Genomic DNA, 10,057 nt, shown 5'->3' with positions numbered 1-10,057 from the left:
TGGCAGTGGTAGCGGTGCAGCGCTTCGAGGTGTGGCTGGTGAACCTGGACCCGACCCAGGGCAGCGAAATCAACAAGACCCGCCCCTGCGTGGTGCTCTCTCCCGACGAGATGAACCGCTACCTACGCACGGTGACCATTGCGGCCCTGACCAGCACCCGGCGTGACTACCCTTCCCGGGTGGATTGCACCTTTCAGGGCAAGGAAGGCCAGGTCGCGCTCGACCACATCCGCTCCGTGGACAAGACCCGTTTGGTGCGCCGCTTAGGAGCACTGCCTACCACCACGGCGCAGGAGGTTTGCGATCGGCTGCAGGAGATGTTTCAATACTAATCCTAAACAGAACCGGCCCGCTGTAGTAGCGGGCCGGTTTGTTTTATGCCCAATCGTACTGCCCACTGTGGCGGGGCTGGTAGGGAAAGGTTACGTGGCCCTCGTCGTAGCCGGCCAGCACTTGGTGTAGCGCTTGCCGAGTGCGGGCCCGGTGCTGGTGCCATTTCTCCCGCAGAAAGGTCGGTGCGGGCGAGGTGATTCGATGGTCGCGCCGGTGATGGCAACGTCCCCGTTGCCGAGCCGTCCAGGCCCAGCGCTTTTTTGGTTGCTTCATGTGTGCGGTTAGGTTGATACCTACCGCTCATGGGATGTGCTGTGAAAACGCTTCATGGATAAGAAATTGAAAGAAAGGCTTTAATAAGAGCAAGCAGGCCATTTGTCTGCTGTAAGACACCATGTAATACCAAAGTTTTCGGCGTAATTATGCGTCACACATTATGTCTGACACATTGATTATGCAGTCCAAACCTAGTCTGACAGAAACTCCAATGAGTAAGACAGATTCTGAAATAGGTCTTACAGAGACTGAAAATGGTAAGACAGCCCCAGAAATCAGTCTTACTGAAACCAGTACTAGTACTACAGAGGGCGAAAGTGGTGAAGGAGAGCGTCTTACAGCTAGTAAGACAGCAAAGAAGGGAGGGAGGCCGCCGAAACCAGCCAGTAGTACGGCCGTTACCTGGTCAATCCGCGGGGTAGAGCGGGAAACCCGGGCTGTTCTGGAGAAGGCGGCTGAACGCGCCGGTAAAACTTTGGGGCAATACCTAAATGACGACGTGCGCGGCTTTGCTCAGGGACAACTCATCCAAGCGGAGGCGACCGGACAAGCGGTGGCCAGCCCTCGCGATTTGCAGGTGCAGGTGGAGCAGCTAACCCAGATGGTCGAGGGCATTGCCGCTCGGCTAGCTGAGCCGGAGCGCAAAGGGTTTTGGCAGCGAGTGTTCGGAAAGTAGGAGTAAGGTTAATTGGCTTTAGTGGGCTTGGCAAATAGAGGCCCGCCAGCAGTTGCTTTCTTGATGCCAAGCATTGTGAGCAGCAGGCCCGAGAGGGAACGGGCGCTAGTATGCCTACCTGTTTTCAAGTCATGCGCAAACTTGTTGCAGGCCGCAACGTGTGAGGGGTTGCCTAGAATCTGTTCAACCAGAGCAGGGGTGGTAATGCTTAGCTGCGCGAGCAGCCGCCCGGCGTTCTCAACCTGGTGAGTAGCCAAGCTGGGTGCTTCATCCGGCAGCAACCCGAATGCTAATGGAAGCGCCACTGCTTGCGGCTTGACCGTGAAGACAATGTTTTTAAAGCCACGCCCCACTTTTTCTAGCTTGTAACCAATCAGCAAATCCGTTTTCTCATTGATTTGCTTCACGGCTACGTCTAATACGTTCTTTTTGAACATTGAAATCTCCGTGTACTCTTCACGGCCTTTGTCATCGGCTAGGCTAAGGGTTTTCTTCAGGTCCAGAATAGCCATTTTCTTGGTTTCGCCTTTATCCTTCCACTGGCTGCAGATCTGGTAGATCCGCTTGGCGTGCTTACTAGTCAGGCTTAGGGCTGCTTGCACCTGAAAGGAGGTGAAGTTATTCTTAAGGTCAAACAGATATTGCGTAGCGTACTCGTTGAACTCTAACTCAATAACCCCCGTCCCAAGGATATAATCAATCCGCTTGAATAAGACGAGCTGCCGGAACACTTCGCGGCCATTGTGCAGCGTATTTATTTCGTGAACGCGGCTCATCATCTCCTTTGTGGATTCGCGCAGCTGCTTGTAATTGTATTGGCTGCCCGTTGCTTTCTCCATTTCGGGGACCGTTATCTGATATACGGCGTCCGGGGCATCCTTCCGCAGCTTCGAGAGCAACACTAGAAAGATGTTGGATTGTGTCTCGGTGTACTCATACCGCGCATTAGTCAGCGCATTATGTTGGCGTACTTCTAGGTCAGACTTCATAGCTAGCAGCTTGATTGCAAGGGCGAAGCTAGTAAAGACGAACACTAATAAAAAACACTTCGTTAGATATGTTCGGATTCGCTTATAATCTGTTCGGGTTAGACTTATAATCTGTTCGGGTTAGACTCATTTTCCACTTATGATCTGTTCGGGTTCACTTATAATCTGTTCGGCTTTGCTTATAATCTGTTCGGTTTGTGGCATGGAATCTGTTGATATTCAAATGGTTGCTAGTCTCTCAAATAGACAAATAGGTTACAAATAGAAAAACACAATTGTGTTGCGCAAAAAAAGGCTTTTAAAGTGTGGATAAGTAGGATTACCGATCAGCAAAAACAAGCAAATCAAACACGAAGCCTTCCAACACTGGGCGCGGCACAAAATAGCATTAAATACTTGATAATCAAATACTTAATTATACTACCTAGACCTCCAAAAAGGGGCGTTTGACGCGGTTTTCCGCTCTCTACGCGTACTTTGTGCCATGGCTGACCATACTTTCCGCTTGAAGAATACCCCACTGGGCACCGTGCTGGTGAAGTTCTACCAGATCGAGCCCTACAGCGACGAGGCCTTCACGAAGGCTAAGGCCCGGGAGTTCCTGCAGACCACCGTCGGCTCGGGTAATGCCTGGAGCCTGGCGCTCTACCAAGGCCCCATTGATACGAACACCGTGCTACCCGAGGCCATTGCCCAGCTGCACGCCCGATGCCCTTCCTGCACCGCTGTGCGCATCGAACAGTCATCCTGACACCGAGGAGCCTCCGAAGTCACCAAGTGTTGACCAGCGTCTTTATTCTGGCTTTCTCGGGTGGATAATGGGGCAGGGGTAGTAGGGTATCTGTGTGGGTGTTGCTCAATGGCTCGTCGAGTAGCACGCAGAATTTGCAGCGTGCCAGAGAACAACCAGTACCTAGGATGCGGTCGTGGGGGTGAATGCTTTTGCCAATGGGGCACTCGCTGTGGTCATGCCAAGCCTCTTCCAAACCAATACCGCGCAGAGGAGAGTGAAAAGGAGGGACGCGCATGGCTTTTTACATAGACATGTTTGAATATACTAAAATAATACGGTTCAGCTCGCGAGATGTTGAGCCACGAGGAACCGTACCAGCCCAGTTGTATATGTGCCGGCGTGGACGTACCTTGAGGCGCAGCCCCGGGCCGTTCTGGCGTTGTTCGCAAGATGTGTTTTGTGAATCGCGCTTCGCGCAATCCCCAAAACCCGTTCGCCCGTTGGGCTCACTCCACTTGCCCCTTCAGGGGCCACCCATATGGAAGAAAACACCCCTGCCAATTCCACTCCCCACCGCCCCCGTAAAGGCGGACGCAAGCCCGGCCCGCTGGCCGACAAGCAGCGCCACGTGGTGAGCGTGCGGCTCACCGATGCGGAGCACGAGCGCCTGACCCGCGAGGCCGAACGGTACCGGCTCAGCCAGGGCGAGGTGCTGCGGTCGGTGTGGCTCAAACAGAAAACAGCTACCAAGCTGCAGGCCCCACCGACGCCCGAGGAAGCCCGGCAGCTAGCGCAGCTGGCCGGCATGGCGGCGAACCTGAACCAGCTCACCAAGCTGGCCCACCTAGGGCAGGACCAGCGCACCGGCGCCACGACGGTGCTGGGGCAGATGCACCACTTGTTGAAGCGGCTGACGGGCGAGGCGTCATGATTGGCAAGGTGAAGGTGAACCAGTCGTTCGGGGCCATGTGCCGGTACGTGCTGCAGGAGAAAACCCCGGACAAAGGGGCCGAGGTGCTGGCCGCGCACGGGGTGCGTACCGACAGCGCCGCCCACATGGCGGCGGACTTCGACGCGGTGCGGGCCATGCGCCCCACCTTGGGCAAGGCGGTGCTGCACGTGGCGCTGGCCTTCCCGGCCGAGGAAAAGGAGAAGGTGACGCCGGAGGTGATGGGCCGCATTGCCCAGGATTACCTGAAGGGTCTGCAGATCGACCCGGAGAACACGCAGTGGGCGGTGGTGCGGCACCAGGACAAAGCCCACCCGCATATGCACCTGGTGGTGAATCGGGTGGATCTGGACGGGCAGACGGTGAGCGACCAGTTTATCCGCTCGCGCAGCGTGGACGTGTGCAAGGGCATCGAGCAGGAGTACGGACTGATCGTGGCGGATCAGGTGGGCCGGAAGCAGGCTCGTGAGATCGGGCCGACTCCTAAGCAGCAGAAGGCCACGACCCCGAAGGAGGAGCAGTCGGCGGAGTGGAGCCGTGCCCGACAGGAGATTGGCCGGGCCCTGAGCTACACGGCCGGCCAGGCCCGCAGCTTCGAGGAGCTACGCGAAGCACTACAGGCTCGCGGTATCGGGCTGGAGCTGACCCGGCGCAAGGACGGGAGCCCGGCCGGGGTGGTGTTCGCGCAGGACGGGCACCGGGTGAAGGGCAGCCAGGTCGGACGCGAGTACAGCGCGGGGAACCTGGAAAAGGGTTTTGCGAAGGCCCGGGAGTTGGGCCAGGAGCCGGCCCAGGCCCTACAGCAAGTGGGCCAAGACTATGCGCTGGCGAAGCTGGCGGCCGAGTATGCCCAGGCTAAGCAACGGCAGCAGCCCGAACGCACAACGGGTCAGGAGCGAAACCGGGGGCTGGGCATCGGCGAGTAATCTTATCTATTTTATTAGTAACAACTTATGCAAGAGCTTTTTGAAGATATCAACGCTATCCGGAAGGGGATTGAAGCCCTGAGTAAACGGGTGCAGGAGCAGGGGCAGCCAGTGAGCCAGGCGCAGGTGGCGCAGCTGCTACAGGAGGCCAAGCAGGGCACGCGCTTCACGATCAACTACGAGGGGGTTGCCCAACAGATACAGCCCCACCTGACGAGCCCGGAAAAGGTCGAAAACACGCTGGCCACGGGTGCCCAGCGGTTGGAGCAGGTAGTGAACCGGATCCCCAAGAGTGTGCCCGTTATGGGCCAGGTATGGGGGTTTACCGACTGGCGGCTCTTATTTGGCGTCGTGGTGCTCGTGCTGGGGCTGACGGTGGCCACCGTGCAGGCCTGGCAGGCTAAGGCAGAGCGGGATAAGGTCGCGCAGCAGGTCACCAACCTGGCGGTAGCCTACCGGGATTCACTAGCCCAAGAACGAAGGAATAGTGATTGGCTGGTGTCGGGGTATTTGCGGCTGAATAAGGCCAACCCTGTACTGACCCGTAAACTCTTCCACCAGCCAAAGAAGTAGGGTTTTATCCACAGGGCCTCTCTTACTTACTCGAGCACGAGTAAGTAAGAGAGGCCCTGTGGATATCATGAAATGGGATTATTATTGTTGGAACTGGTCCCAAATGAACATTATTAGAGTATTCTTTTGAGACCGTTATTTACTGTTGCTTAAATACGTAGCTGCTAATATCAGTCTGTTCAACTATTTCTTGCCCGTTAAATTTAACATGGCGGTAGGTGTATAGACCACCAGCAGCATTAGCAGTCTTAGATTTTTCAACCTCCAAATAAATGGTGTCTGTTCTGCCATTTACATTCACATAGAACTCTCTAATGCCATTGTCGCCACTGAACATAGCGGCATCCAGGGAGGAATAGATGTACCCTTTTAGGGGATTATCAGTCGGTAGTGCAATCAACTGATAGCCTGTGATCTCTTTGTTCTGTCCGTTTTGCGTGAAAGAAAGCACCACTTTTTGGTCAGATTTAGTCAACAGTGGCTGTCCTGTATTATCGACTATAGCAAATCGGAACTTGGACGGTAAATCTCGCACATATGGTTTGGGATCATTCTTTTGACAGGAAAGAGTACTCAGTAGAGTGCAGGTAAGAAGAATTTTATTAGTTAATACCATGTCTTTGTCATTTCGATAGTTACGAGTTGCTCTGTTAGAAAACATAGTTTGCTAAGTAGTATAGCTGTGTTAACCAATCTTGAATTGGCAATTTCAGGTTCATTTGTTGGTCTACTCCTTAGCAAAGTACTACATCCGCATCATTCCATGCAGGGAAGCTAAACCCACCACTATTCCGAGGGTGGTCTGAGAAGCTACCATTATGTTCAACCAGAAATTGCATAGGCCAAGCCAGTGACTTAGTCATTTTAGAAATGACCGTTTGTAAAATGACTACTTGTGGCTACCTTCCTGCTCAACCGCAACCAGGAAGCAATGCAGTACGTGGCCTATTACCGGGTATCGACCAGCCAGCAAGGACAGTCCGGGCTGGGCCTGGCGGCGCAGCGCACCACCGTCCTGGCCTACGTAAAGGAGGCCCCGCTGCTGGCCGAGTACACGGAAATTGAGTCGGGGAAGAAGAACCGGCGCCCGCAGCTGCTCGGGGCCATTGCCTATGCCAAGAAGGAAGGGGCCATGCTCATCATTGCCAAGCTGGACCGCCTAAGCCGGAACGTGGCCTTTATTGCGACGCTGATGGAGACGGGCGTCAACTTCGTGGCCTGCGACTTACCCGAGGCCACCCCGTTCACGCTGCACATTATGGCGGCCCTGGCCGAGCAGGAACGCAAGCTTATTTCCGGTCGCACCAAAGCCGCCCTGGGGGTCTTGAAAACGAAGGGAGTGAAGTTGGGGAGGCCGGAGAATCTAACGGAGTACGTGCGGCGGCAGGGGCTGGAAGTACGGCAGCGCAACGCGGCGGAAAACGACCACAACCGGAAGGCCACGGCGCTTATTCTCGCCCGCCGGGGACAGGGTACTAGCTTCAGCCAAATAGCGCGGGAGCTGAATGCCGCCGGGTTTCAGGCCAGCCGAGGAGGCACGTTCAACCAGAAGCAGGTGCAGCGCCTCTATGAGCGGGCAAACGGCATCCCACGACCACCCGCTGAGCAACACTACGGTTAGGGGCGATAGGGCCTGCTAATATCGGCTTATCAGTCCTGATTCTTGAGCTTGAAGCTGCCGTTGCTCAAAGACGTGGTAGAACACCCATCTCTTGCCCGGCTCGTCTTACCTTTCACCCCTAACTGACCTTGGCATGAAGGACCTCGAGTTTGACTTTACTTGCTCGCTTCCAGAGGTCCGGCTACGCCCCGGACTCCGCACATCGGTGTGGGCGGAGGATACCCCGGAGTACTGCATGCCGTGTGAATTTCAGCACGTCGCCGATTCGTATGCGCCCGTCCGCGTACAGGTGGTAATCCTCGACCCGGACGACCGAATATCGGAACGTTACGTGCACACCACCTTTTACTTCGGGCACCCCGGGCACATTGTCGGCCACGGACAGTTAGTGGCCCTCGTGCGAGAAGCAGACTAGTCGGGTTTCCATCTAGATCAGGAGCATCCCAGAAACGTGGGCAGCCGTGTGATACTGCCGGTGCAGCTGGGCGCTGCTCGGAGCCTACCCGGTCCTGCTCAGGCGTTTCAATCGAGCCCAGCACTCCCGCCCTGATAAACTCCACTTATCAGTCCCTATAAAGGGGCATCACGTGCGCAAGTGTAACACTGCCTGCCACAGAAAATAGCCGAAAATCCCCAGCAAAAGTATCCCCCGGTAAAGGGGGGATTCCCACCACGGCGCAGTTAGAATGGACTCGAGTACGCAGTGGTCCGGGTGCCGGGCGTCATAACAGATTGCCACTTCATCCCCGACCACATACTCCTCTTCAGACGCATTGTTCTCTGCCACAAGCCAGCGTCGATACTGCGTGCCGGAGTGGGTACGGTAGACGACTTCCAACCGCTGTACGGGTCCGCCCTTGGGTTGAGCGACGGTTTGTACCGCGAGGATGGTGGCCGCTGCAGAAAGGCCCTGCTGCCCTAGGTGCTGGGTAGTTCGCCATTTCCAAAGTTCACGGACCGCTAAGCCAATTCCAGCCAAGCAAACGGCCCCGACGGCAACATAGTTAGTGGGCATACCCGCAAAGAAACATAAACACCTCCTTTTTTAAATCGTTGACAGTAGGGCTCGTTCCCCCAGCAAAGTACCACAACTGGAAGTCAGGGCGGCAAAGAGTAAAACCGTCACTTTTCCGAGTTGGGTCCGAGAACATACATTATGTTTAGCGAATATTCTGATATTCAAATCAAGAAACCGCAAGTTTTAGCTCTTGTTTTTGTCTAGTTTGAAACGACAGGCCGCCTTAGAAAACAACATGTAAAGTGCTGTTCTAAATACTAACATCCTTTACTTTCTCTCCGCAATTTCCCCATGGCCATCCGCTGTCCTATCCCACGAACGCTTCTTCCACTGGCAGCCATAACCATGCTGGTCGTAGGGTGCCAAAACATGGAAGATGGGCAGGTGGCAGGTGCGGCATTCTGTGCTTGCCTTCAGGATAACAACCCGCACACAGCCGATCAAGTTGTGAATCAGCGAACTGCTCAACTTATTTGTGAAGGCGAACTGGTTAAACGCTCTCATAATTATCGCGTGTTTAAAGTGGATATGCAGACCCACGATACCATCACCGAAATAAATTGGGCCGAACGAGAACGCTCCCGCCGCTTTGCCAATGCGTTTGTGCACTATGTAAACAAGCACTGCAAAGTCTCCTCGTACTAAGAATGGGATAGTAGCACGAGGCCATCTCGTAAGTAGTTTTGTCTGATAAGTGGATTTATGTTTACTGGAGCCGGCATTTCGGGCCCAAAACTTAGTACCGATAAGCGAAGATTTATCGGTACCAAGATGGCTGTTTTCTAGCAAGTGAAACCAACAGCAGCGAGCAAATGTACTTACATTGTACGTACATTTGCTGTTATGAACACGCGCCTGATTCGGGTAGGCAATTCCCAGGGGATTGTGCTGCCCAAGAAGTTACTGCAGCAGTACCACCTCACCGGCGAAGTGGACCTGCAGCCCACGCCCGAGGGCCTGCTCATCACGCCCGTGGTAAAGCCTCGCCGTCAGGGCTGGGACGAGCGCTTCCAGCACGCCCTGGCTCAGGGCCAGGCCCCGGAGGGTGAGCTGCTGGAGGGATTTGCTGACGACTTTGAGGATACCGAATGGCAGTGGTAGCGGTGCAGCGCTTCGAGGTGTGGCTGGTGAACCTGGACCCGACCCAGGGCAGCGAAATCAACAAGACCCGCCCCTGCGTGGTGCTCTCTCCCGACGAGATGAACCGCTACCTGCGCACGGTCACCATTGCCGCGCTGACCAGCACCCGGCGCGACTATCCTTCCCGAGTGGACTGCACCTTCCAGGGCAAGGAGGGTCAGGTAGCACTCGACCATATCCGCTCCGTGGACAAAACCCGCCTGGTACGCCGCTTAGGAGTAGTGCCTACCGCTACGGCGCAGGACGTCTGTGACCGGCTGCAAGAGATGTTTCACTAATAATTAGGTCCTGTTAGATGCTTTGGCCGCGCCTATGACTTATAAGCTCTCCTCCCCGCGGTTAGACAAACGCGCTGCCTGCAGCTGGGCATTCAGCTCCTCCCCTGTTTCTTTGGATTGCCAACTACCCGCCAAGGCAAAAAGCGGGATTCCAGTTGCGTCGGGTCAGGGGTGGGCACGAGCGAGATTTCTACTCTCAAGCGATGAGCTAGGCTGAGCAGCAGTTTAACGTCCTGCGCATCGGTTGGCTTCAATACGAGAGTCGGCATTGGGCTGTGAAGGAAAAGAAGGTAGGTAAAGTAGGTAAAAATGAAACGCTTGTGTGATCGATAACGCGCTCATTAGTATATAGGTGCGATATGACTAGTCAAGCAACGCATGAATGACTAGTCATACTTGTTGGCTTGACTAGTCAACCTGTTTTAGTTGCTGTGGTCTGATTAGTCGGAGTGAGCGAGTGACTAGTCAATAATAAGTAACGGTGACTAATCAGTGTCCACGATGTAAAATAGGGTTTTAGCGAATAGAGGCGTAGTTTGCTGGCT

General features: G+C 54.8%; 16 protein-coding genes. 11 read left to right on the top strand and 5 right to left on the bottom strand.

Features of this window, described 5'->3' with window-relative positions; all coding sequences use genetic code 11:
* A partial coding sequence (locus CHB83_RS23165) for a type II toxin-antitoxin system PemK/MazF family toxin (RefSeq protein WP_317044817.1) occupies positions 1-332 on the top strand: 332 nt, incomplete at its 5' end.
* A gap of 43 nt (positions 333-375) precedes the next feature.
* Here the strand turns inward: CHB83_RS23165 and CHB83_RS23160 are convergent.
* A complete protein-coding gene (locus CHB83_RS23160) occupies positions 376-606 on the bottom strand; it encodes a hypothetical protein (protein WP_089334506.1) in 231 nt (76 codons plus the stop codon).
* 163 nt (positions 607-769) lie between these two features.
* Between CHB83_RS23160 and CHB83_RS23995 the strand changes: the two genes are divergently transcribed.
* Positions 770-1,285: a hypothetical protein gene (locus CHB83_RS23995; RefSeq protein WP_179225628.1), complete on the top strand. Its 516-nt coding sequence runs from the start codon at positions 770-772 to the stop codon at positions 1,283-1,285.
* Between the two features lie 8 nt (positions 1,286-1,293).
* On the opposite strand, the gene CHB83_RS23150 is transcribed toward CHB83_RS23995, so the two are convergent.
* Positions 1,294-2,274, bottom strand: a complete 981-nt coding sequence (locus CHB83_RS23150) for a replication initiation protein (protein ID WP_089334509.1) — start codon at positions 2,272-2,274, stop codon at positions 1,294-1,296.
* A gap of 484 nt (positions 2,275-2,758) precedes the next feature.
* Here CHB83_RS23150 and CHB83_RS23145 point away from each other — a divergent pair, with 484 nt between their 5' ends.
* The gene (locus CHB83_RS23145) at positions 2,759-3,025 is read left to right on the top strand and encodes a hypothetical protein (RefSeq protein ID WP_089334505.1); all 267 of its coding nucleotides are present in this window, start codon (positions 2,759-2,761) and stop codon (positions 3,023-3,025) included.
* A gap of 19 nt (positions 3,026-3,044) precedes the next feature.
* Here CHB83_RS23145 and CHB83_RS23710 read toward each other — a convergent pair whose 3' ends face one another.
* A complete protein-coding gene (locus tag CHB83_RS23710; protein WP_143437267.1) occupies positions 3,045-3,302 on the bottom strand; it encodes a hypothetical protein in 258 nt (85 codons plus the stop codon).
* A gap of 243 nt (positions 3,303-3,545) precedes the next feature.
* Between CHB83_RS23710 and CHB83_RS23140 the strand changes: the two genes are divergently transcribed.
* From CHB83_RS23140 to CHB83_RS23130, 3 genes are read left to right on the top strand one after another with little or no spacing between them, the layout of a single operon-like run.
* Complete coding sequence (locus CHB83_RS23140) at positions 3,546-3,938, top strand: plasmid mobilization protein (protein ID WP_089334504.1); 393 nt, start codon at positions 3,546-3,548, stop codon at positions 3,936-3,938.
* A 14-nt stretch (positions 3,939-3,952) separates the two neighbouring features.
* Positions 3,953-4,882, top strand: a complete 930-nt coding sequence (locus tag CHB83_RS23135; RefSeq protein WP_179225627.1) for a relaxase/mobilization nuclease domain-containing protein — start codon at positions 3,953-3,955, stop codon at positions 4,880-4,882.
* 27 nt (positions 4,883-4,909) lie between these two features.
* Positions 4,910-5,455 carry a hypothetical protein gene (locus CHB83_RS23130; protein WP_089334502.1) on the top strand — a complete coding sequence of 182 codons (546 nt, stop codon included), beginning with the start codon at positions 4,910-4,912 and terminating at the stop codon, positions 5,453-5,455.
* A gap of 139 nt (positions 5,456-5,594) precedes the next feature.
* On the opposite strand, the gene CHB83_RS23705 is transcribed toward CHB83_RS23130, so the two are convergent.
* On the bottom strand, positions 5,595-6,116 hold the full coding sequence (locus CHB83_RS23705; protein ID WP_143437266.1) for a hypothetical protein: 522 nt from the start codon (positions 6,114-6,116) through the stop codon (positions 5,595-5,597).
* Between the two features lie 234 nt (positions 6,117-6,350).
* Between CHB83_RS23705 and CHB83_RS23120 the strand changes: the two genes are divergently transcribed.
* Positions 6,351-7,076 carry a recombinase family protein gene (locus CHB83_RS23120; RefSeq protein WP_245855418.1) on the top strand — a complete coding sequence of 242 codons (726 nt, stop codon included), beginning with the start codon at positions 6,351-6,353 and terminating at the stop codon, positions 7,074-7,076.
* Between the two features lie 133 nt (positions 7,077-7,209).
* Positions 7,210-7,491: a hypothetical protein gene (locus CHB83_RS23115; RefSeq protein ID WP_089334500.1), complete on the top strand. Its 282-nt coding sequence runs from the start codon at positions 7,210-7,212 to the stop codon at positions 7,489-7,491.
* Positions 7,492-7,659: 168 nt separating this feature from the next.
* Here the strand turns inward: CHB83_RS23115 and CHB83_RS24455 are convergent, their stop codons facing one another.
* Positions 7,660-8,091: a DUF3592 domain-containing protein gene (locus CHB83_RS24455; protein WP_089334499.1), complete on the bottom strand. Its 432-nt coding sequence runs from the start codon at positions 8,089-8,091 to the stop codon at positions 7,660-7,662.
* A 294-nt stretch (positions 8,092-8,385) separates the two neighbouring features.
* On the opposite strand from CHB83_RS24455, the gene CHB83_RS23700 reads away from it, so the two are divergent.
* From CHB83_RS23700 to CHB83_RS23095, 3 genes are all read left to right on the top strand, one after another.
* The gene (locus CHB83_RS23700; RefSeq protein ID WP_143437265.1) at positions 8,386-8,739 is read left to right on the top strand and encodes a hypothetical protein; all 354 of its coding nucleotides are present in this window, start codon (positions 8,386-8,388) and stop codon (positions 8,737-8,739) included.
* Between the two features lie 198 nt (positions 8,740-8,937).
* Entirely contained in the window at positions 8,938-9,195 is a 258-nt protein-coding gene (locus CHB83_RS23100) for an AbrB/MazE/SpoVT family DNA-binding domain-containing protein (RefSeq protein WP_089334497.1), read from the top strand.
* Positions 9,183-9,512 carry a type II toxin-antitoxin system PemK/MazF family toxin gene (locus CHB83_RS23095; RefSeq protein WP_089334496.1) on the top strand — a complete coding sequence of 110 codons (330 nt, stop codon included), beginning with the start codon at positions 9,183-9,185 and terminating at the stop codon, positions 9,510-9,512. Before CHB83_RS23100 ends, CHB83_RS23095 begins: the two co-directional genes overlap by 13 nt.
* The last annotated feature ends 545 nt before the right edge of the window (positions 9,513-10,057 follow it).

This window comes from Hymenobacter mucosus, from assembly GCF_900188255.1.
Classification (GTDB): domain Bacteria; phylum Bacteroidota; class Bacteroidia; order Cytophagales; family Hymenobacteraceae; genus Hymenobacter; species Hymenobacter mucosus.
The sequence above is the reverse complement of the archived record's forward strand: the minus strand, read 5'-3'. Positions and strand labels throughout refer to the sequence as shown.

Bases quoted from the DNA above. Each gene is read 5' to 3' on its own strand.
- CHB83_RS23160 (WP_089334506.1), bottom strand. From the start codon at position 606: ATGAAGCAACCAAAAAAGCGCTGGGCCTGGACGGCTCGGCAACGGGGA.
- CHB83_RS23995 (WP_179225628.1), top strand. From the start codon at position 770: ATGTCTGACACATTGATTATGCAGTCCAAACCTAGTCTGACAGAAACT.
- CHB83_RS23150 (WP_089334509.1), bottom strand. From the start codon at position 2,274: ATGAAGTCTGACCTAGAAGTACGCCAACATAATGCGCTGACTAATGCG.
- CHB83_RS23145 (WP_089334505.1), top strand. From the start codon at position 2,759: ATGGCTGACCATACTTTCCGCTTGAAGAATACCCCACTGGGCACCGTG.
- CHB83_RS23710 (WP_143437267.1), bottom strand. From the start codon at position 3,302: ATGCGCGTCCCTCCTTTTCACTCTCCTCTGCGCGGTATTGGTTTGGAA.
- CHB83_RS23140 (WP_089334504.1), top strand. From the start codon at position 3,546: ATGGAAGAAAACACCCCTGCCAATTCCACTCCCCACCGCCCCCGTAAA.
- CHB83_RS23130 (WP_089334502.1), top strand. From the start codon at position 4,910: ATGCAAGAGCTTTTTGAAGATATCAACGCTATCCGGAAGGGGATTGAA.
- CHB83_RS23705 (WP_143437266.1), bottom strand. From the start codon at position 6,116: ATGTTTTCTAACAGAGCAACTCGTAACTATCGAAATGACAAAGACATG.
- CHB83_RS23115 (WP_089334500.1), top strand. From the start codon at position 7,210: ATGAAGGACCTCGAGTTTGACTTTACTTGCTCGCTTCCAGAGGTCCGG.
- CHB83_RS24455 (WP_089334499.1), bottom strand. From the start codon at position 8,091: ATGCCCACTAACTATGTTGCCGTCGGGGCCGTTTGCTTGGCTGGAATT.
- CHB83_RS23700 (WP_143437265.1), top strand. From the start codon at position 8,386: ATGGCCATCCGCTGTCCTATCCCACGAACGCTTCTTCCACTGGCAGCC.
- CHB83_RS23100 (WP_089334497.1), top strand. From the start codon at position 8,938: ATGAACACGCGCCTGATTCGGGTAGGCAATTCCCAGGGGATTGTGCTG.
- CHB83_RS23095 (WP_089334496.1), top strand. From the start codon at position 9,183: ATGGCAGTGGTAGCGGTGCAGCGCTTCGAGGTGTGGCTGGTGAACCTG.